The organism is Pseudoalteromonas sp. SG43-6 (assembly GCF_014164365.1).
Taxonomy (GTDB): Bacteria; Pseudomonadota; Gammaproteobacteria; order Enterobacterales; family Alteromonadaceae; genus Pseudoalteromonas; species Pseudoalteromonas rhizosphaerae.
The window spans coordinates 43,572-63,027 of sequence record NZ_JACJEZ010000006.1 but is presented as its reverse complement, the minus strand read 5'-3'; the positions used below and the strand labels follow the sequence as shown (position 1 = coordinate 63,027).

Annotated in this window: 22 protein-coding genes; 15 read left to right on the top strand and 7 right to left on the bottom strand. The window is 40.3% G+C overall.

Annotation, left to right across the window (positions count from 1 at the left end):
* From H5201_RS03965 to H5201_RS03955, 3 genes are read left to right on the top strand one after another with little or no spacing between them, the layout of a single operon-like run.
* Window positions 1-786 (top strand): chemotaxis protein CheW, encoded by a 786-nt coding sequence (locus H5201_RS03965; RefSeq protein WP_149981468.1) that lies wholly within the window; start codon window positions 1-3, stop codon window positions 784-786.
* A gap of 19 nt (window positions 787-805) precedes the next feature.
* Window positions 806-1,303: a chemotaxis protein CheW gene (locus H5201_RS03960; RefSeq protein WP_145239335.1), complete on the top strand. Its 498-nt coding sequence runs from the start codon at window positions 806-808 to the stop codon at window positions 1,301-1,303.
* Between the two features lie 16 nt (window positions 1,304-1,319).
* Window positions 1,320-1,724: a DUF2802 domain-containing protein gene (locus H5201_RS03955; RefSeq protein ID WP_145239332.1), complete on the top strand. Its 405-nt coding sequence runs from the start codon at window positions 1,320-1,322 to the stop codon at window positions 1,722-1,724.
* 13 nt (window positions 1,725-1,737) lie between these two features.
* Here H5201_RS03955 and H5201_RS03950 read toward each other — a convergent pair whose 3' ends face one another.
* Window positions 1,738-2,046: an EscU/YscU/HrcU family type III secretion system export apparatus switch protein gene (locus H5201_RS03950; protein ID WP_145239329.1), complete on the bottom strand. Its 309-nt coding sequence runs from the start codon at window positions 2,044-2,046 to the stop codon at window positions 1,738-1,740.
* A 3-nt stretch (window positions 2,047-2,049) separates the two neighbouring features.
* Window positions 2,050-4,716, bottom strand: coding sequence for a flagellar hook-length control protein FliK (locus H5201_RS23060; protein WP_259399651.1), 2,667 nt, complete (start codon window positions 4,714-4,716; stop codon window positions 2,050-2,052).
* 102 nt (window positions 4,717-4,818) lie between these two features.
* Between H5201_RS23060 and ccmA the strand changes: the two genes are divergently transcribed.
* From ccmA to H5201_RS03895, 10 genes are read left to right on the top strand one after another with little or no spacing between them, the layout of a single operon-like run.
* A complete protein-coding gene (gene ccmA / locus H5201_RS03940) occupies window positions 4,819-5,439 on the top strand; it encodes a cytochrome c biogenesis heme-transporting ATPase CcmA (RefSeq protein ID WP_149981467.1) in 621 nt (206 codons plus the stop codon).
* Window positions 5,439-6,125, top strand: coding sequence for a heme exporter protein CcmB (gene ccmB, locus H5201_RS03935; protein WP_182718172.1), 687 nt, complete (start codon window positions 5,439-5,441; stop codon window positions 6,123-6,125). Before ccmA ends, ccmB begins: the two co-directional genes overlap by 1 nt.
* Before the next feature lies 1 nt (window position 6,126).
* Window positions 6,127-6,864 carry a heme ABC transporter permease gene (locus H5201_RS03930; RefSeq protein WP_149981466.1) on the top strand — a complete coding sequence of 246 codons (738 nt, stop codon included), beginning with the start codon at window positions 6,127-6,129 and terminating at the stop codon, window positions 6,862-6,864.
* Window positions 6,865-6,866: 2 nt separating this feature from the next.
* Entirely contained in the window at window positions 6,867-7,070 is a 204-nt protein-coding gene (ccmD, locus tag H5201_RS03925; protein WP_182739670.1) for a heme exporter protein CcmD, read from the top strand.
* On the top strand, window positions 7,067-7,546 hold the full coding sequence (gene ccmE, locus H5201_RS03920; RefSeq protein WP_149981464.1) for a cytochrome c maturation protein CcmE: 480 nt from the start codon (window positions 7,067-7,069) through the stop codon (window positions 7,544-7,546). The genes ccmD and ccmE overlap by 4 nt, the downstream gene beginning before the upstream one ends.
* Before the next feature lies 1 nt (window position 7,547).
* Window positions 7,548-9,515, top strand: a complete 1,968-nt coding sequence (locus H5201_RS03915) for a heme lyase CcmF/NrfE family subunit (protein WP_182783756.1) — start codon at window positions 7,548-7,550, stop codon at window positions 9,513-9,515.
* On the top strand, window positions 9,512-10,084 hold the full coding sequence (locus H5201_RS03910; protein ID WP_182718169.1) for a DsbE family thiol:disulfide interchange protein: 573 nt from the start codon (window positions 9,512-9,514) through the stop codon (window positions 10,082-10,084). The genes H5201_RS03915 and H5201_RS03910 overlap by 4 nt, the downstream gene beginning before the upstream one ends.
* A complete protein-coding gene (locus H5201_RS03905) occupies window positions 10,081-10,542 on the top strand; it encodes a cytochrome c-type biogenesis protein (RefSeq protein ID WP_182739671.1) in 462 nt (153 codons plus the stop codon). Before H5201_RS03910 ends, H5201_RS03905 begins: the two co-directional genes overlap by 4 nt.
* Window positions 10,543-11,841 (top strand): c-type cytochrome biogenesis protein CcmI, encoded by a 1,299-nt coding sequence (gene ccmI / locus H5201_RS03900; protein ID WP_182761086.1) that lies wholly within the window; start codon window positions 10,543-10,545, stop codon window positions 11,839-11,841.
* Window positions 11,842-11,850: 9 nt separating this feature from the next.
* Complete coding sequence (locus H5201_RS03895) at window positions 11,851-12,582, top strand: VacJ family lipoprotein (RefSeq protein ID WP_182718166.1); 732 nt, start codon at window positions 11,851-11,853, stop codon at window positions 12,580-12,582.
* A gap of 67 nt (window positions 12,583-12,649) precedes the next feature.
* On the opposite strand, the gene H5201_RS03890 is transcribed toward H5201_RS03895, so the two are convergent.
* Complete coding sequence (locus H5201_RS03890) at window positions 12,650-13,873, bottom strand: EAL and HDOD domain-containing protein (protein WP_182718219.1); 1,224 nt, start codon at window positions 13,871-13,873, stop codon at window positions 12,650-12,652.
* A 378-nt stretch (window positions 13,874-14,251) separates the two neighbouring features.
* Between H5201_RS03890 and putP the strand changes: the two genes are divergently transcribed.
* Complete coding sequence (putP, locus tag H5201_RS03885) at window positions 14,252-15,763, top strand: sodium/proline symporter PutP (protein WP_149981458.1); 1,512 nt, start codon at window positions 14,252-14,254, stop codon at window positions 15,761-15,763.
* Window positions 15,764-15,833: 70 nt separating this feature from the next.
* Here putP and H5201_RS03880 read toward each other — a convergent pair whose 3' ends face one another.
* A complete protein-coding gene (locus tag H5201_RS03880; protein ID WP_182718165.1) occupies window positions 15,834-16,148 on the bottom strand; it encodes a YebG family protein in 315 nt (104 codons plus the stop codon).
* A gap of 261 nt (window positions 16,149-16,409) precedes the next feature.
* Here H5201_RS03880 and H5201_RS03875 point away from each other — a divergent pair, with 261 nt between their 5' ends.
* Window positions 16,410-16,706, top strand: coding sequence for a ComEA family DNA-binding protein (locus H5201_RS03875; RefSeq protein ID WP_182783754.1), 297 nt, complete (start codon window positions 16,410-16,412; stop codon window positions 16,704-16,706).
* A 16-nt stretch (window positions 16,707-16,722) separates the two neighbouring features.
* Here H5201_RS03875 and H5201_RS03870 read toward each other — a convergent pair whose 3' ends face one another.
* From H5201_RS03870 to nhaB, 3 genes are all read right to left on the bottom strand, one after another.
* On the bottom strand, window positions 16,723-17,025 hold the full coding sequence (locus H5201_RS03870) for a DUF6170 family protein (protein WP_182718163.1): 303 nt from the start codon (window positions 17,023-17,025) through the stop codon (window positions 16,723-16,725).
* The gene (gene dsbB, locus H5201_RS03865; RefSeq protein ID WP_182739673.1) at window positions 17,025-17,537 is read right to left on the bottom strand and encodes a disulfide bond formation protein DsbB; all 513 of its coding nucleotides are present in this window, start codon (window positions 17,535-17,537) and stop codon (window positions 17,025-17,027) included. Before dsbB ends, H5201_RS03870 begins: the two co-directional genes overlap by 1 nt.
* Window positions 17,538-17,701: 164 nt before the next feature.
* Complete coding sequence (gene nhaB, locus H5201_RS03860; protein WP_182718161.1) at window positions 17,702-19,285, bottom strand: sodium/proton antiporter NhaB; 1,584 nt, start codon at window positions 19,283-19,285, stop codon at window positions 17,702-17,704.
* Window positions 19,286-19,456: the final 171 nt, after the last annotated feature.

Below are 19,456 nucleotides of genomic sequence, written 5' to 3'. Positions count from 1 at the left end.
ATGAGTAAGCAATTATTTGCTAATGAAAAAGTAATGACCCAGTACTTGGGGGCTTTACTGTGCGAAGACGATGAGTCAACAGACTTACACCCGGTTGCAAAATTACTCGAACAAGTTCCATCCACAGAAAGTAGCAATAAAATGCCACTCAAGGCGTCGCAGCAAACCATTGTGCAGCCAAACGCACTTGATGAGCCAAAGACTAGTATTGAGGAAGAAATACCCGCGCCCCTTGAGAAACCACAGATCCAAGCTAATATCAAAGATATAGCTAAAGTGAGTGAACAGCTAAATGTTGCTGAAGCTAAAACTCCTGTACAGCGTCAAGAAGATTATTTTGATGGTGAGTTTCAGGCGTTATTCTTTGAAGTGGCTGGGCTTACCCTCGCAGTACCATTAAAAGCATTAGGTGGTATTCATCAATTAGGTGAAGTTAATCAGCTTTTTGGTAAACCCAAGTGGTTTAAAGGAGTGATGCTAAATCGTGATGAGAATCTTAATGTAGTTGATACAGCGCTTTGGGTGATGCCAGAAAAGTATACCCAAGAGTTAGAAGACAAATTAAACTACCAATACTTAATTACTTTAGGTAATAGCCAATGGGGATTGTTGGCTGAAAAGCTGGTTAATAACATTACACTACGCAGTGAAGATGTGAAATGGCGAGCTAAAAGTGGCAAGCGGCCTTGGCTTGCAGGTGTAATTAAAGAAAAAATGTGTGCCTTAATTGATGTGCAAAGCTTAGGTCAATTATTAGAGCAAGGTTTAGATAGCCGCGACCAGTAACGATATTCGGAGTAATAACATGAGTGAACAAAGATTATTATCAAGCAGTAAAAATACCGATGGCAATGATGAAGTATTGCAGTGGGTAACTTTTAAGCTTGAATCAGAAACCTATGGTGTGAATGTGATGCAAGTGCAAGAGATTTTGCGTTATACAGAAATTGCTCCAGTACCAGGTGCTCCAAGCTATGTTTTAGGGATTATTAATTTACGTGGCAATGTTGTAACAGTAATCGATACGCGTGCACGATTTGGTTTGATGTCTGCAGAAGCAACAGACAATTCACGAGTATTAATTATTGAAGCTGAAGAGCAAGTCATTGGTATCTTAGCCGACAGTGTAGCAGAAGTGGTTTATTTGCGTAGCTCAGAAATTGATAGTGCACCAAACATTGGTACTGAAGAAAGTGCCAAGTTTATTCAAGGTGTCAGTAATCGTGATGGTGAATTATTGATTTTAGTTGATTTAAATAAATTACTAAATGACGAAGAGTGGGATGAGTTGAGCGATTTATAACGCTTACGGAAAAACTATGTTGTTATACTCGTTGCTTGGAGTCTCAATTGTACTGGTGTTAGTATGCTTGGGACTAATTTTTATTAATAATAATAAGTACGCTGCAGCATTAAAAAGCAAAATACTGCAACTGCAAGAAACTCAACAACAGCTCAGTATTTTACGCAGTGAAGTCGCAGAAATGCGCACCGGTATGCTAAGTATTGGTAAGCGATTAGTCGCTGTAGAGCAGCGAAATCAAGAGTTAGCGCAATTACAAGATGCGCAAAAATATGACGATCCTGATGCGAAAATTTATTCTCGAGCAGTGAAAATGGTTGAACTAGGTGCCGATATTGAAGAGATCATACGAGAGTGTGAACTTCCGCGTGCCGAAGCAGAACTATTAATGTCGTTACATCATCAAAAGGGCGCTAATTAGCGCCTTTTACTTTTTACGCCTGAATATTTAACTTGCCTTGAAAGTCTTGCCAGCCTGGTGGGAATTTACCCCGCAGTACATATGAAAAAGCAATCAGTTCGGCAATCACATAATACAGTTCTCTTGGGATCTCTTCGCCAAGCTCTAAATGCGATAACGTTTTAGCCAATGCTTCATCTTTGTGGATCAAAATTCCTTTTTCTTCTGCAGCTTTAATGATCTCTTCTGCGAGCTCACCAAACCCTTTACTACTGACTGTAGGAGTACGACCGGCTTCGTAAACTAAACCAATTGCAGACTTATGTTTTGGTATCTCACTCATGGCTTAAACCTTAATATTAATAATGGCATGGGATTGATAAAAAGCTTGGTGTTGCGGCGCACCTTGGCTTAGCTTCATTTCACCAACTTGTAGGCCATGAGCTGTTAATTTATGACGCAAACTCTCAAGGTGCGGATGAGCCATTGCGGTGATATCTTGGCTTGAGGCAAGTAATTGACAATCGAGTGCTTTATCCATTAATTCAGCGGTGATCTGTAATTGGCCAAGCTCAGCGTAATCAAAATTAAGTCGCACAAACCAAACATTTTTAGCTTCGAGTTTATTTTGGCTTGGTTTTTTATATTGTCCTAATGAAATTTCTGTTTGTGCGGTTTCCGGTGGCAGTCGCATCGGCAGTAAAAATTGTACTAACGGATTATTATCAGGCTGCTGATTGATGGGGGTGCTGTTAATTTGGCTAATTGCAGTTTTTATTTGGCTCAGCTCAGCCGCTAAGGCTTGTGATTGTGGCTGTAGTAATTGTTCTTGCAGTTTCTGTGGGTTAGTTGCTTTAAAGTTAGGCACTAATATTTGTAATAAAGCATCAAGTGAGCTTTGACTGTTAAAATTCAACGCACTGATATTTGCTAAGCTTGGAGCCGCTAAAATCGCCACTGCCAAATGCTCAATAGATTGGCTAAAACTATTTTGCAGGGCACTAGTGGTTAAGCTTTCTGGACGCAAAACACTGAGTATTTCTCGTTGAATGGTTAACGGTTGCAACGATTGGCTGTCAATCATGCGGCTAAAAGCTTGATTGACTAGCCGATTTAAATCGACATTATTACTTACTTTGGTCGCTGCTAGTTTATTAATTTGTGAAGCGATATGCTGTTTATCGTAGTTTGCTGCTGATTTAAAATTAGGTAGCGGCTTTTCGATAGGCGTTTTTAAAAGTGGTGCCAATAATTTGGCTTCCAGTGGCAAGCTAATCTGGCTGGCTGGCAAAGCGCTGGTTATCGGTCCTTTTAATAGTGCTTCTATATGTAAGTGAGTACTTGCTTTTAGGTTGTCGTTGTTTAGCTGTGCTGTTAGAGATGCTACTTTGGTATCTACTCCTGCAGCAAAAGGTGGAGTTGTTTTTAATTTTTGCTGAGCATCGGCTATAACTGTTTTGGCGACAGCGCTATTATCACTGACATTGACAGTTGTACTATTGGTTTTGCTGGGTAGAACTTGTTCGGGACTGTGTGCTAGCGCTTTAGCGATAGGTTCTTTGTTTAGCTGAGCAGGTTGAGCATTAATATCAGATGCTGCTTGTTTTGGATTAACAGTAACCTGCGGTGTTTTATTTTGCGCTACTGTAGTTTGCTCGCTGGATTGAATCGCGGCAGCTAGTTTATTTAATTGTTTGTAGTTATCGGTATCTTTGCTCAGTGGCGCCGCAGTAGTACTGTTATTTTTAACCGCATTAGGCTCTGTAATACTTGCTAAACTGGCTTTTAATCGCTGAAATAACTGTACCAGGGGAGGCGATTGATGATAATGCTTTGGCAGCGCGGTACCTTGGCTAATATCTGTCAGTAATGGTTGGGTGTTGCTTGTCGCCATTGCCACAAGGTTTATTTGCCTGAGTGATTTGGGTAGTAAGGTTTGTGCAGTTTGATCTGTTGGTGTTAGTGATTGTGCTACAGCTGATTTATTGCTGACTTGACTAAATGGTTTGCTTTCAAAATAGCGTACAGCGTCACTGATCCGGGTTTTTAAGTCAGCAAAACTGTCTTGCAACCACGAGCTTATTGGGCTGCTGCTGACCAATAAGGGGCTGCTAGGTGCGACACTTGTTTGGGTATTAAACTGGCCTGGTACATGGCTTTTTTGTAGCAATGAATTAAAAGTATGGGCTAATGAATTTTTTAACTGCAGAGCTATTTTTGGTAGCTGCGTTTTTATTATTAATTGTTCATTAAGCGCATTTAATTGTACTTTTTGAATTACCCCACCAGGCTGAGTTGAGTGTATGCTGTGATTATTTAACGGCTGCTGCAGTGCGAGCTTAATATTGCCATTATAATTATTAAAGCTCAGTATTGCGGTATTTTTATCTAGCTGTAGCTGCCCATTTGGTACCAGTTTACTAAGCCAAAGAGCAAGTTTTGCTTGGCTGATTGGCTGCTGGTGAAGTGTATCAGCAAAGCGATTAACAACACTTAAGGTAAAATTATTGCGGTTCGGGGTAATTATTGCTTTTAGATCTTGCTCATTGTGCAGTAGTTGGGCGACTTCTTTATTGATAGGAATACTGGCGTGTAACTGATTTAACAGTAATTTTGCAGCAGGCTGTAAAATAATTTGCAACGACAAAGGTTTATTCTCGACCTGAACACCACTGTTAATTAAATTTAAAACACTTTGCAGTTGGTTTGTTTGACGCAAGCTGATCTCAGCTTGCTTTGGTAAAATAGTGAGTTGTTTACCATCATTACTGAGTTGAATATCGGCACTGGCAATTTTTTGAGTGTTTGTTTCAGTGCCAGTTGTAGCTAAGCGTAATGTTTGCCAATGCTTATCAACATAGACTTCCATCTGCACAGAGCCTTTGGCGAACACGATGTTTTTAGCGCTGAGTGTTTGCTCGCTGAAAACAGGTAATTGCTGTGCAACGCCATTGTGCGACGAATGACTGACAGGAAGCGAATTCGCTAATGTTATCTGTGTAGGTTTGTTCATTATTTTAAATCAAGTTTTTGTTAATCGGTGCAAAGCATTATTCGTATTACCCTATCATTATGCTAGACTAACGCCTAATTTTGGGTATAGAGAATCATCATCTTGTTACACATTAAGTCCGTCACCTGCATCAAGCAAGAACGTTGTTTGTTTGCGGATCTTAATTTCAGCTTGAAATCAGGCCAAATCATGCAATTAGCAGGCCCAAATGGGGCTGGTAAAACATCCTTGCTGCGTATAATTGCGGGTTTTTCTGCGCCCGATGAAGGACAAGTTATGTGGCAAGGTGAATCAATTGCTAAAAATTATGATGAATTTGCCCGGCAATTGTTATTTATCGGCCATAAAACAGGGGTGAATAGCCAACTTAGTGCGATTGAAAACCTGCGATTTTGGTTACAGATTCAAGGTTACGACACTGAGCAAGATCTTTACTCATTATTAGCTAAGATTGGCTTAGTTGGTCTTGAAGATGTACCTGTGCGTACTCTATCTGCTGGTCAACAACGTCGTGTTGCGTTGATCAGACTTTGGCTTAATGATGCGAAGTTATGGGTGCTGGATGAGCCATTTACAGCCTTAGATAAAGCCGGTATCGCATTTTTGCAGCAACGCTTTTTAGCTCACCTAGCACAAGGTGGGGCGATTTTATTAACCACCCACCAAGACTTAACGACCCACTTTAATGAGTTGCAAACCGTTACTCTGGAGTACCGACACTGATGTTACGCCAGCATTCATATTGGCAGCTATTTAGTGCCGTTTGTAAAAAAGATTTACGGCTGGCATTTCGCCAGCGTGCTGAAATCGTAAACCCCATTTTGTTCTTCTTAATTGTTATTACATTATTTCCGTTAGCAATTGGTCCTGAGCCCGGTCTACTTAGCCGTATGGCACCCGGTATTATCTGGGTCGCTGCGTTACTTTCAACCATGTTAGGCTTAGATAAACTATTTCGTGATGACTATCATGATGGTAGTTTAGAGCAATTGATTGCTTCATCGTACCCGTTACCGTTAACGGTGCTTGGCAAAGTCGTTGCCCATTGGATTATTACAGGCTTGCCGTTGGTGTTGATGACGCCGCTGTTCGCCTTGTTATTAAATTTAGACAATCAAGCATTGATTGCAACTGTGCTTACCTTGCTATTGGGTACGCCATTACTTAGTTTTATCGGCGCTATTGGCGCTGGGCTTACAGTGGGATTACAAAAAGGCGGCATTTTGATGAGTTTATTGGTCTTGCCTTTATATATCCCCGTATTAATTTTTGCAACGTCTGCTATCGATACCAGCACAATGTCGCTGGATTATAGTGGTCAGCTTGCCATCCTTGGTGCGATGCTTGTCATTGCAATTATCAGCGCACCAATCGCCATATCGTCAGCATTGAAAGTGAGTGTAAGTTAATATGTGGAAGTGGTTACATCCCTACGCTAAAGCAGATCGTGCATATCAATTATGCAATACGTTACTGCCTTATTTTGCCGTGATAACGGTTGTCTTTATGATTATTGGTTGGGTCTGGGGGTTAGCCTATGCACCAGCTGACTATCAACAAAAAGACAGTTATCGCATTATTTTCATTCATGTACCGTCAGCTATTTTGTCGATGGGGGCTTATTCATCAATGGCTATTGCGGCAGTGATCGCTTTGGTATGGCAACTTCGTAATGCCGAGTTGGCGGTGATTGCCATCGCACCTGTTGGCGCATGTGTAACTGCAATTGCACTTATTACTGGCGCCGCTTGGGGTAAACCTATGTGGGGTGCCTGGTGGGTATGGGATGCACGACTTACGTCTGAGCTCATTCTATTATTTCTATATTTGGGGGTATTGTCTTTATATCATGCCTTTGAAGATAAAAAAGCAGCAGGTCGAGCTGCATCTATTTTAGCTATTGTGGGGGTAATTAACCTACCCATTATTCACTTTTCGGTTGAGTGGTGGAACACCTTGCATCAAGGTGCCACTATTACCAAGTTTGATACGAAAGCCATTGATTCAAGTATGTTTTGGCCATTAATGGTAAATATAGTCGCATTTGCTGGTTTTGTTGGCATGGTGACTTTGATGCGTCTTAAAAATGAAATTTTACAACGTGAAAAGCATCGCCCTTGGGTGCGTCAGTTGTTAAATAGGGGCTAGTTATGCAGTTTGATTCTTTTTCTGATTTTATTGCCATGGGCGGTTACGGCTTTTACGTGTGGCTTTCTTTTGGTTCATGTGCACTGATTTTATTAGGTATTTTAGTAAGCTCTTTTAATGATACTAAGCGCATTATGGCTTCTGTGCAGCAACAAGCTGAACGAGAGGCTCGCATTAAACACGCTCAACAGGAGAATCAAGCATGAACCCAAGACGTAAGAAACGTTTGCTTGGCGTCGTCGCTATTGTATTCGGTATTGGTGCCGCCATCGGTTTAGTATTGTATGCGCTGCAAGAAAATATTAACTTATTTTATACTCCAAGTGAGTTAATTGAAGGAAAAGGCCCGAATAAAGAAAAGCCGCACATTGGTCAAAAGTTGCGTATTGGCGGTATGGTGGTCCCAGGATCAGTTATTCGAGATGAAACCAGCCTACAAGTAAGCTTTACCTTGATTGATACAGGCCCTTTAGTAACGATCAAATACCAAGGTATTTTGCCTGACTTATTTCGCGAGGGGCAAGGGATTGTTGCTCAAGGTGTGTTGATTGAACCTAATGTAATAGAAGCGTTTGAAGTATTGGCTAAGCATGATGAAGAATACATGCCTGCTGAAGTTGCGGAAGCGGTGAAGGGGATCAAACACGAAAAACCTAAATATAACTTAGAAAGTGGCAATTAAGATGATCCCAGAACTCGGTTATTTTTCCCTAACACTGGCCATGGTGCTGAGTGTTTTATTGTGTATTTTTCCTCTATGGGGCGCACATACTGGTAATTTACGGTTAATGCGTGCAGCTCCTTCATTAGCTGTTGGCCAATTTGTATTTGTATTAATGTCATTCGCTGCCTTAATTTATGCCAGTTTAACCGATGATTTTACCGTCGCGTACGTGGCTTATCATTCTAGCAGTACCTTGCCTTGGTATTATAAAATCACTTCAACCTGGGGTGGGCACGAAGGTGCTATTTTATTGTGGCTAGTAATGCAAGCCGGTTGGACTGCAGTAGTAGCACTGCGCTCTAATTCACTGCCTTGGATACTGCGTGCTCGTGTATTAGGTGTGTTAGGCTTTTTAGGTGTTGGCTTTATGCTTTACACCCTGTGGATGTCAAATCCATTTGAATTATTACTGCCGTATTTTCCTGTCGAAGGGCGCGACCTTAATCCACTATTACAAGATCCAGGGATGATCATCCATCCACCTTTATTATATATGGGTTATGTTGGTCTATCGGTTTCTTTTGCATTCGCAATTGCAGCGTTATTAACAGGTAAACTTGATAATACGTGGGCTAAGTGGTCACGTCCTTGGACAATGACTGCGTGGGGTTTTTTAACACTAGGTATTACTATTGGAAGCTGGTGGGCATATTCCGAGCTTGGCTGGGGTGGCTGGTGGTTTTGGGATCCCGTTGAAAACGCATCGCTTATGCCTTGGTTAGTAGCTACTGCATTATTGCACTCATTATCGGCAACCGAAAAACGCGGTGTATTTAAATCATGGACCGTATTACTTGCGATTGCTGCATTTTCATTGAGTTTACTGGGCACCTTTATTGTTCGCTCTGGCATTATTGTGTCAGTGCATGCGTTTGCTACCGATCCTGATCGTGGCTTATTTATCTTAGCGTTTTTAGCGATAGTGGTTGGTGGTGCGTTAACGTTATATGCATTTAGGGTATCGCAAGTACGCAGCGAAGGTCGTTACAAACTGGTATCACGTGAAGTGGCGTTATGGCTCAATAATATATTTTTAGTGGTTGCTACATTTATTGTGTTACTGGGTACTTTACTACCTATGGTTCATAAAGAAATGGGCTTAGGCAGTATTTCAATTGGCGAACCATTCTTTAATAAAATGTTTGCCATTATTTTAGTGCCGTTTGCCATCTTAATGGGCATTGGCCCTCTGTTACGTTGGAAGCAAAATAAGTGGTCTTTTTTACAAAATAAACTCCTTGTATCAGCGTTAATGAGCATAGTGATCAGTGCTGCTTGGTTATATTCAAGTTATGCCAGCGTAGCGCCTTTAACTTTATTGGCGACCACGCTTGCGATATGGATTGTGATCACCACCGGTGTTGATTTATATGTTAAAGCTACTGTGCAAACTAACTTTAGCCAAGGTCTTAAAAGGTTAGGACTTAGTTATTGGGCTATGGTACTAGGGCATGTTGGTATTGCCTTTGTTATCGCAGGTGTCACTTTAACTTCGGCGTATTCGGTTGAACGTGATGTTTCGATGAAGCCGGGCGAAATCGTACAGTTAAATCAATATCAGTATCGTTTTGAAGGGGTATACACTATTCGTGGTGCAAACTACAGTGGTCATGCTGGAGAAGTGAGCGTCCTGAAAAATGATAAACTAGTCACTGTACTGCATGCTGAAAAGCGCCGTTACGATATTGGTATGCAATTTATGACTGAGGCTGCAATTGATGCTGGCTTTACCCGTGATTTATACCTTGCTCTGGGTGAGCAATTAAATAACGGCGGTTGGTCATTGCGCATCTATCACAAGCCATTTGTACGTTGGATGTGGATTGGTGGTGTATTGATCTCACTTGCCGGTTTTATGATTTTAGGTGACAAACGTTACCGTACTAGCAAGAAAAAAACCGATAAGTCACAGGAGAAACTGGTATGAACCGCAAGTTGTTAGCGCTGATACCTCTGCTGGCATTTGTTTTAGTGTGCGTGTTTTTATTTCAAGGTTTGTTTTCAAACCCAAGAGAAATTCAAACCGGTCGGTTAGGTCAGCCAATGCCAGCCTTTGATTTACCTGATTTAATGCAGGATTCAAAGCGTTGGCAAGATAGCCAATTAAAAGGCGATGTATATCTACTCAATGTATGGGGCACTTGGTGTCCTACCTGTTTAGCTGAATTAGATTATTTAACCCAATTGCGAGAGCAAGGCGTTAAAATTATCGGGCTTTACTATGTACAAAGTTATGATGCTGACTTTGATGGTGAATTTGATATGCCAGCGCTACGTGAAGAAGTGACGTCAATGTTAAGTCGTGCCGGTGATCCGTATCAGTTTAATATTCTTGACTTACACCGTACTCTTTCGCTTGATTTAGGTGTGTCAGGTGCACCTGAAACATTTTTAGTGGATAGCAAAGGCACCATTTTATTGCACCATACTGGCGATATAAACCCACGAGTTTGGCGTGCTAAATTTGCTCCCTTGATGCAGGAATTACAGCCATGAAATATTTTTTAATTGCTTTAATGATACTAGCCAGTGGCATAGCTATGGCAGAGCAAGATCGTTACCAATTTGATAACAACGAACAAGCGCAACGCTTTACTGAGTTAACTAAAGAATTACGTTGCCCTAAATGTCAAAATCAAAATATCGCAGATTCAGATGCTGTGGTTGCGAAAGATTTGCGCGAAAAAGTATTGGCGTTAGTCAAAGAAGGCAAATCGAAAGACGATGTGATTGAATATATGATTGACCGCTATGGCTATTTTGTTCACTACGATCCGCCAGTAACGCCAGCAACATTAGTGCTATGGGTATTACCTATTTTGATAGTGGTATTTGGCTTTGGCTTTATTATTTTTCGTCAACGTAAGGCTGCGGTTAAGCAAACATGGAGTGAGCAAGATGAGGCGTTATTAGCCAAGCTCATTGCGAAAAATGAACGTCAGGAGCAGATTTAAATGATACTAATGTGGGTTTCTTTTGCATTATTAACCTTATTAGCTGTGACGTTTGTGGCATTGCCGTTTTTGAGTAAAGAGCGGGTACAAAGTCTCACTTACAATGCTAATTCAGAGCTTATTGCCATCTACCATCAGCGCCTTGGCGAGCTGGCAAATGATTTAGCAAATCAACGTATTGACCAAGTTAACCATGATGAGTCTGTGATTGAGCTCAAACGTCGTTTACTAAATGAGTTATCGCCTGAAAAATCACTGATGAGCAGAGGCAATAACCGTATTTTTGCATTAACAGGCAGTGCATTTTTAATCGCTTTTACCGCTGTATTTTATACCGCAACTGGTTCACAACAACAGTTGCAGAACTGGCACAGCGCCATGGATAATTTAGCAGTTTATGGTGAACGAGCCGTGATGCAACAAGGCGAACCTTTAACCCAAAATGAATTACAAGCGTTTGCGTTAGGGCTACGCACTAAACTTGCGCAAAGTGGTGATGATCAAGTGGCTTGGATGCTACTCGGTCGTGTTGCAATGTCATTGAATGAATACGACATGGCGCAACAGTCATTTGATAAAGTGCTACGCATGGATCCTGACAACATGCCTGTGCTGATCAGTTACAGCCAAGTACTATTACTTGAAGGCAGTGATGTAAATATGACGCGCGCTGCGGGTATGCTCTCTAAAGTGCTCAAAGACGATCCAACTAACCTTGATGCTATTTCATTGTTAGCGTTAATTGCTTATGAGCGTCATGATTGGTTGCAAGCAAAAGCAGCATTCGAAGTGCTTTTAAAGAGTATGGATGAGCAAGATACTCGCTATGACATGATTGCTCAGCGAATTACTGAAATTGAACAAAATATTACAGCTGAAAACACACAACTAGCACCTGCATTGCAACCACAAGCTGAGCAGGGCAGTGGCGAGGATAATAACGCAGCTAAAATGAGTGCTATCAAAGTTACCGTTAATCTTGCGCCACAGCTTGCGGACAAGCTTCCAATCCAAGGTACCTTATTCGTATTTGCAAAAGCTGCCAATGGTCCGCCAATGCCGCTCGCAGTGGTAAAATTAACAGATTATAGTTTTCCAATTGAAGTACAGTTAAGTGATAGTAATGCTATGGTCGCAGGGTTAACGCTTTCAAGCGTTGATAAAATTATTTTAACTGCACGCATTTCAAAGGATGCATCAGTAATGCCTTCAACGGGTGAGTTGGAAGGGCGTTCAGATGTGTTAGAACGTAGCCAAACCAAGGCTTACGATTTACTTATCAATGAATTAATACCTTAAGGATAAAAGATGTTAAGACAGAGTTTAGTTTTGTTTGGGCTATTGGTGCTAGCAGGATGCGCGCAAGTGCCTGACGAAAAAATAGATGAGCGAGATCCACTACAATCATTTAACCGTCCAATGTATGATTTTAATATGGATGTACTTGATGCTTATGTTCTGCGCCCTGTTGCGGTAGGGTATGTGGCCGTAACACCAACACCGGTGCGCCGTAGTATCGTCAATTTTACTGGCAACATTAGTGCACCAACTGATGTAGTTAATGCCACGCTACAAGGTAAAGCGGGTAACGCAGGCGTGAGCTTAGCGCGGTTTTTAGTTAATTCAACTGTGGGTATTTTTGGCTTATTTGATGTTGCGACATCGCTTGGTTTGAATATTGTCGATGAAGACTTTGGTCAAACTCTGGGGGTATGGGGAATAGGCGACGGTGCTTATTTAATGCTACCGGGAATGGGACCGTCAACAGCGCGTAACCTAACGGGTGCAGTGGTTGATGGCTATGTGTTACCAAAAATTGCCTTAACCACGCCACAAACTGTATTGGTGTTTGCGTTAAAGGCTGTAGAAGCTCGGGCTTCTTTAATACCACAAGAAAGCTTATTGAATGAGTCACTCGATCCGTATATTTTTATGAAAGACATTTACTTTCAACGTCAGTTATATGAGTTGTATGATGGTAATCCACCGGTTGAAAAAGAGCCCGACGATTTTGATGAAGACTTTTTAGAAAGCCTTTAATGTGTATTTTCAGGTTAAATAAAAATGCCAGCGTCTAAGCTGGCATTGTTATTTACGGTATTATTTATTATCCTGCCAGCACTTTCATTTGTTCATTAGCCCAGTTAACGGCATCATGATACGCATCTGGCACTTTACCAGCGCCAAGACCAAGCTCATCTTTAATCGCGTTTGCACCTTGCCAATTGGCTTGTTCGTATAATTTTACTAAGCGCAGATATTGTGCCAGTAAACCTTGATCCTCTAATAATGCTAACTTTATGTCGTTGGATAATGGTAGCTTTTTCATCACGCTTTGCATATCTTCATCTAATATGGCATCCATTAATGACATCATACCGGTTAAAAAAGCCATGCCCGTATCTTTGAGTTTATTATGGTTTATAGCTAGCAACTCAGTAAAGCGTGCTCTGGTTAACGATAAGCGTATTAACTCTGCGGGTTTATCACCAGCAACTTGAGCTGCAAACAACAAGGATAAAAACTTTTTAATTTCTGCTGCACCTAGCACAATTAGTGCTTGTTTGATGGTGCTGATCTCAGCTCTGCGCTTAAATGCCGCTGAATTACTATAACGTAATAATTTATAAGAGAGGTTTACATCTCGCTCAAATACGTCGGTAATTTTCTTTAAATTGACTTCAACAGTGGATGTCTCATAAAGCAGCTCGGCAAGAGCTATCTCTGATGGCGGCAAGGTTTTACTTTGCACCATTTCTGGTTTGGAAAAGAAAAACCCCTGAAAGTAAGTAAAGCCAAGATCTAATGCTAATTGATACTTTTCGTAGGTTTCTACCTTTTCTGCTAATAATTTTATATGCGGATAAGGTTTAATTTCTTCGATTATGGTGTGGATAGTGTCAACGTCACAATTGATAAAATCTATTTTAATAATATCAATAAAAGGATAAAAATGACGCCATACAGGCTGGTGAATATAATCATCCAGCGCGAGCGTATAACCTTTTTGTTTTAAGTCTTTGACGATCGCGAGCAAGCGTTTCCCAGGTTGAATTGTTTCGAGTATTTCTACAACAATCTGATCTTTACCAAGCAGAGTTGGGTAGCCTTTTTGTAATGTTTCAAGCGTAAAGTTGATATACGCTGGTTTATTATCGGTGAGATCTTCTAAACCAAAATTGAATTGACTACCTTCAATTAGCCGAGTGGTTGCCTCGTCACCATCAATATCAGGGAATACATTATCAACGCCATCACGAAAGAGTAGCTCATACCCTACAAGTTGTTTGTTTCGATCTAAAATTGGTTGGCGTGCAGCATAAAAATACATAAACAGCGGGTCCACATCAGTTAAGCGATTACTTGGGCAATATAAGATAAAACAGCATAAATAGCATTAATTATATTTAGAATATCAATGCTATAGTATTAATTAATTGATACATCATCGATCTAATCCTAAGGTAATTAAGTATTAATTACCATGTTCTGTAGTTAAATAATTAACCATCAGATAAAAACAACTCCACCTTATATCATTACTTGGCTACCTCAGTAAGTGGAGTTATTCACCCTTTGCGTGATATAGTCAAGTTCTAGGTTGGTTTTTACACCAATAATGACTTTATATAGTATTGATTTATGAGTCATTATTAGGATTGAAAGCCAGGTTTTAACTTCAGAGTTGGAGGCGAGTTTGGAAACTGGAATGATTATTTCTTTAGCTGCGTATTTTATCGTAATGCTAGGTATTGGCTTGTACGCTTATAAGCAGTCTACCGCCGATGTGTCGGGTTATATGTTGGGTGGCAGAAGTTTATCACCAGCTGTAGCTGCACTATCTGCAGGTGCATCGGACATGAGTGGTTGGCTACTTATGGGTTTACCCGGTGCTATGTATCTATTTGGCTTAAGTAAAGTTTGGATTGCGATAGGTTTAGTACTTGGTGCTTGGGCAAACTACTTTTTAGTCGCGCCAAGGCTACGTGTCTATACTGAAAAAGCGAATGACTCGATTACCATCCCAGATTACTTTGCTAATCGTTTTGCTGATAATAAAAATATATTACGAGTCATCTCGGCAATCGTGATCATCGTTTTCTTTACACTTTATACTTCTTCAGGCGTTGTCGCTGGCGGTAAATTATTCGAAAACTCATTTCAGATGAGTTACGAAACAGGGCTTTATGTGACAACCGGAGTCGTCGTACTCTATACATTGTTTGGTGGTTTCTTAGCTGTTAGTTTGACTGACTTTGTGCAAGGTTGCATTATGTTTGTCTCGCTACTTGCTGTACCTATTGTTACTTATACGATGCTAGACCAGCCAGTGTTAGACACACTTGCTAATGCCAGCTATGACTTGCTGTTAAGCGCTCCGAAAGAGAGCGAAGTCCACTCGCTTAATATGTTAGATTGGTTTGCTGGTGGTTCAACTATCGCTATTATTTCTGCAATGGCATGGGGCTTAGGTTATTTTGGTCAACCGCATATCATAGTACGTTTTATGTCAGTACGGTCAGTGAAAGATATGCCAACTATGCGTCGTATTGGTATGTCGTGGATGACTTTATCAGCGATTGGTGCAGTGTTAACTGGACTATTTGGTGCCGCTTACATGATCGAAAATCAAATGCTGATTGACGATAAAGAAACGATATTCTTAGTATTATCTGAATTGGTTTTCCATCCACTTATTGCCGGCTTTTTACTTGCTGCTATTTTAGCTGCGATTATGAGTACTATTTCATCTCAGTTATTGGTTTGTTCAAGCTCTTTGACTGAAGACTTCTATAAAATTTATTTAAACCGTGATGCATCACAAACCGAGCTGGTTTTAGTTGGGCGAATTAGTGTACTACTCGTTGCATTATTTGCTATTTATTTGGCTTATGATCGCGATAGTTCTATTTTAGATTTAGTAAGTAATGCATGGGCTGGTTTTGGGGCTGCGTTTGGCCCGTTAGTATTACTTAGCTTGTATTGGAAGCGAATGAATCTACAAGGTGCGATCAGTGGCATGGTTGTGGGTGCAGGGACAGTGTTGATCTGGATATACGCGCCAATCACTATAAATGGTGAGAGCCTCAGCAGTATCATTTATGAAATTATACCGGGCTTTATACTTGCAACAATTGCAATCATTACAGTGAGCTTATCAACAGCGCCACCAAATAAAGAGATCACCGAATTATTTGATGAAGTTGAACGAGGGCTATAACGGGTAGTAATTTTTATAACTAAAAAAGGGCAATTAATTGCCCTTTTTTAGTAAGTTAACTTGTAATTTTTTAGCTTGCTTCTTTATCTGCGCTGGCTTTAATCGACGCTACATTTTCTTTTTTTACTTTCGCCGTAGGTGTTTTCTGTATTGCCTCTTTGCCGCCTTTAAGTACATTCATAAAGTCGTCTTTACTTTTAGCAATCTCAAGTGCGAGCGATTCGATTTGTTGTTCGCTTAGTGGCACATCAACTTTCTCAAGCATAACCTCAAGCGACTCTGCTATATCAAGCATTTTGTCATACGCGTCAGCTTCTTTTTTAGTAGTAAACGTCATACGCTCGACTCCGTTTCTCTCTACAACATATTTAACAACAACAGCCATGATTTCTCCTGCCAATTTGCTTGGTGAATAACAAGTTCACCTTGATTGATTACTGTTTTTATGTACAGTAATTGTTTATTGGTCTTTTTGCAAGTGAACATTTTTATTTTTTACTACTAGGATTTGACAAAGAGGTACAACTTTACTTTATTTAAATAGTCGCACTTTTTTAGTATGACTTTATTTGGAGGTAGTCCAAAAGTGAAGGCATTAAAATCAACTATTAATTGAGTCCACGTATGGATATCATGGAGGAGAAACATGAAGTTTTTAACTTTAATAGTGGTAGTGCTTGGCTTAGCTATTTCATTGCCTAGTAGCGCAGCTGTAACTAAAACAGAGACTGCTGAAAGTATGAAGAAAGTTCAGTTAGTCAATGTGAATCAAGCAACAGTCGAACAGCTTACTCAGCTGCCGGGTATTGGTAAATCAAAAGCGCAAGCGATAATTGATTTCCGTACCAAGCAAGGCAAGTTTAAGTCTGTTGCAGATTTAGCGCAGGTGAAAGGTATTGGCGATAAATTAGTCGCTAAATTGGATGGCAAAGTTACATTCTAAAAATCAGCAGGGCGAATTATTCGCCCTGCTCAAATTGCTTAATAGCGTGCCTTAAATAGCGTTTAGAGAATTGAATTTCGACTGGAGTGGTTAACAACGGGTAGCTTAACCCGGCCAGAAGTAAAGCTGGAAGTAACAACCAACCTTCAACATACGCTAATGATAGAAATACTGGGATCAATAAAACCAGCTTTATAATACGCAAACTGATTTTTTGCATTGGAGTTAACATACTCACTGCAATCGCAATTATTTGCTGACGTTGACGTATTTTAAACGATTTTAATTGCGTTACTTGACTTGAAAATAATGCCATCATCACAGCGACTTTTTAATTATTAAACGACTTGCTACAACGGCCATTAGTATCAGAGTAAATGCGGCAAAAATGATCTCCATCCACGCCGGCATACTTAGCCCTGCAAATTGCCAATCGATGTTGCCACAGTCACCTGTTGCAGCAAAAAAATGTGGCATCCATTCGTGCAATGGTAATGGGAAATTAGGTTCGAATTCACAGCTAAACGCAAAAGGATCGGTGGTAGTTTGCATATCGATATGTTCGCGTGCAATTAAATAACCCCAAATACTGGCAACTGCCCATGCAGAAAATGCTGTTAGACGGCATATTACATTCGTGGGTTTAATTGCACCGAGTAACCCTGCGGCTAATAACCCCAGCATGGCAGTACGTTGGTAAATACACATAATGCATGGCTCTAAGCCCATTTGATATTGAAAAAACAATGCGATTACTTCAAAAATAAAAGCACTAAAAGCGAGCAGTAACCAAGCACTGCGCTGTTGGGCTAAATTTGCTAACCAAGTCATAAAATATCCAATCTATAATTTGTAGATGAATTATGACTTAGTCATTAAACTAGGCGCAAGGATAAATATGATTTGTAACAATAAAAAAGCTGCCGAAGCAGCTTTGTTTTTTACTCTTTAACCTAAATATGGGTTAAGGGATTTACTGTCCAGAGTTTGGATATTTAATGCCCTGAACTTCCTATACTTTGTAAGCTTGCGCTGTGGTGTTCAATCCAACCCCATTGATAGAGTAAATCAGTTACCTCACTAAGCCCTAGATATGTAGAGCTTAAACCAACAACCGTAAGTACAATGGTATAGGGAAGTGCCATATAAACCATACGCCCGTAAGATAAACGTAATACGGGAGCAAGTGTTGATGTTAGTAAGAATAAAAATGCAGCTTGTCCATTCGGTGTGGCTACACTTGGTAAGTTAGTACCAGTATTAATTGCTACTGCTAATAAATCAAATTGGTCGCGACTAATTTGTCCTGCTTTTAAAGCCGCCGCTACTTCGTTGATGTAAACAGTGCCAACAAACACATTATCACTGACCATCGAGAGTAGGCCATTAGCGACAAAAAACATAACTAACTGTAATTGCCCTTCAAATGTCAGTACCCAAGTTATTACAGGAGTAAATAAGTGTTGATCAATAATTACTGCAACGATTGAGAAAAATACACATAACAGTGCAGTAAACGGCAATGCTTCTTCAAACGCTTTTCCTAGTTGGTGTTCTTCGATTATACCAGCGGACGCAGTTGCAAAAATAATGACGGATAAGCCAATTAAGCCAACCGTGGCAAGGTGTAAAGCTAATGCAATGATCAACCATACAGCAATAAATGACTGAAACATCAGATTAACTTTATCGCGTTTAGTGCGTTTGTTATCGAGCTCTTTTGCGTGATCAGCAAGTATTTGATGAATCGGTTCTGGTAACTTTGCGCCATAACCGAAGGTTTTTGTTTTTTCGAGTAATATTGTAGTAACAATACCAGCGATGAATACAGGCATAGTAACAGGCAACATACGCAAGAAAAACTCCCCAAATTGCCAGCTTGCTCGTTCTGCAATAATAAGATTTTGTGGTTCACCCACCATAGTACAGACTCCACCAAGCGCGGTACCAATCGAAGCATGCATTAATAAGTTACGTAAAAAAGCTCGAAATTCTTCAAGTTCCTGACGATTAACTGGGCGTACTTGGTTATCATCGTTAATGTCATGTTCACTAGTGGAGTCTTTCCCTGAGGCGACTTTATGGTAAATACTGTAAAAGCCCATAGCGACAGCTATGACCACCGCCATTACTGTAAGTGCGTCTAAAAAAGCAGAAAGAAATGCTGCAGAAATAGTAAATGCTAAGGAAAGTACAGTTTTGCTGCGAACTGATACCACCAAGCGGGTGAAAATATAGAGTAATAAATCTTTCATAAAGTAGATACCTGCGACCATAAAGATCAACAGTAAGATTACATCTACATTTTGAACAATTTCATGCTCTACTTGCCCGGCAGTTGTCATGCCTATAAACAGTGCTTCAATTGCAAGTAAACCACCTGGTTGCAGTGGATAACATTTCAGCGCCATCGCGAGAGTAAAAATAAACTCTAAAACTAATGCCCAACCAGCCATATAGGGATTGATATGAAATAACACAGGGTTAATAGCTAAAAAAGCAATAATTGTGTATTTATACCACTGTGGGGCAGAGCCTAAAAAATTCTTAAAAATTGCATTGAAAACACTCTGTTGCATAGGTGTTCCTTATTATTGTACATTTAAGTATAACTGTTGTTGGTTAAGTTAATTCAGTCTAGCCGTGGTGTAAACAAAAAAGCTATAAACAACATCACGTACCTTTTATCCATTTAATATGCCGCGCTATATTAAGTGTAGCTGAAATAGCGAAATGGGTATTTTTATTCA

Bases quoted from the DNA above. Each gene is read 5' to 3' on its own strand.
- H5201_RS03870 (WP_182718163.1), bottom strand. From the start codon at position 17,025: ATGATGGCATTATTTTCAAGTCAAGTAACGCAATTAAAATCGTTTAAA.
- ccmB (WP_182718172.1), top strand. From the start codon at position 5,439: ATGTTACGCCAGCATTCATATTGGCAGCTATTTAGTGCCGTTTGTAAA.
- H5201_RS03895 (WP_182718166.1), top strand. From the start codon at position 11,851: ATGTTAAGACAGAGTTTAGTTTTGTTTGGGCTATTGGTGCTAGCAGGA.
- putP (WP_149981458.1), top strand. From the start codon at position 14,252: ATGATTATTTCTTTAGCTGCGTATTTTATCGTAATGCTAGGTATTGGC.
- dsbB (WP_182739673.1), bottom strand. From the start codon at position 17,537: ATGACTTGGTTAGCAAATTTAGCCCAACAGCGCAGTGCTTGGTTACTG.
- H5201_RS03880 (WP_182718165.1), bottom strand. From the start codon at position 16,148: ATGGCTGTTGTTGTTAAATATGTTGTAGAGAGAAACGGAGTCGAGCGT.
- H5201_RS03890 (WP_182718219.1), bottom strand. From the start codon at position 13,873: ATGTATTTTTATGCTGCACGCCAACCAATTTTAGATCGAAACAAACAA.
- H5201_RS23060 (WP_259399651.1), bottom strand. From the start codon at position 4,716: ATGAACAAACCTACACAGATAACATTAGCGAATTCGCTTCCTGTCAGT.
- H5201_RS03960 (WP_145239335.1), top strand. From the start codon at position 806: ATGAGTGAACAAAGATTATTATCAAGCAGTAAAAATACCGATGGCAAT.
- H5201_RS03910 (WP_182718169.1), top strand. From the start codon at position 9,512: ATGAACCGCAAGTTGTTAGCGCTGATACCTCTGCTGGCATTTGTTTTA.
- ccmD (WP_182739670.1), top strand. From the start codon at position 6,867: ATGCAGTTTGATTCTTTTTCTGATTTTATTGCCATGGGCGGTTACGGC.
- H5201_RS03930 (WP_149981466.1), top strand. From the start codon at position 6,127: ATGTGGAAGTGGTTACATCCCTACGCTAAAGCAGATCGTGCATATCAA.
- ccmI (WP_182761086.1), top strand. From the start codon at position 10,543: ATGATACTAATGTGGGTTTCTTTTGCATTATTAACCTTATTAGCTGTG.
- H5201_RS03965 (WP_149981468.1), top strand. From the start codon at position 1: ATGAGTAAGCAATTATTTGCTAATGAAAAAGTAATGACCCAGTACTTG.
- H5201_RS03915 (WP_182783756.1), top strand. From the start codon at position 7,548: ATGATCCCAGAACTCGGTTATTTTTCCCTAACACTGGCCATGGTGCTG.
- ccmE (WP_149981464.1), top strand. From the start codon at position 7,067: ATGAACCCAAGACGTAAGAAACGTTTGCTTGGCGTCGTCGCTATTGTA.
- H5201_RS03905 (WP_182739671.1), top strand. From the start codon at position 10,081: ATGAAATATTTTTTAATTGCTTTAATGATACTAGCCAGTGGCATAGCT.
- H5201_RS03950 (WP_145239329.1), bottom strand. From the start codon at position 2,046: ATGAGTGAGATACCAAAACATAAGTCTGCAATTGGTTTAGTTTACGAA.
- H5201_RS03955 (WP_145239332.1), top strand. From the start codon at position 1,320: ATGTTGTTATACTCGTTGCTTGGAGTCTCAATTGTACTGGTGTTAGTA.
- H5201_RS03875 (WP_182783754.1), top strand. From the start codon at position 16,410: ATGAAGTTTTTAACTTTAATAGTGGTAGTGCTTGGCTTAGCTATTTCA.
- nhaB (WP_182718161.1), bottom strand. From the start codon at position 19,285: ATGCAACAGAGTGTTTTCAATGCAATTTTTAAGAATTTTTTAGGCTCT.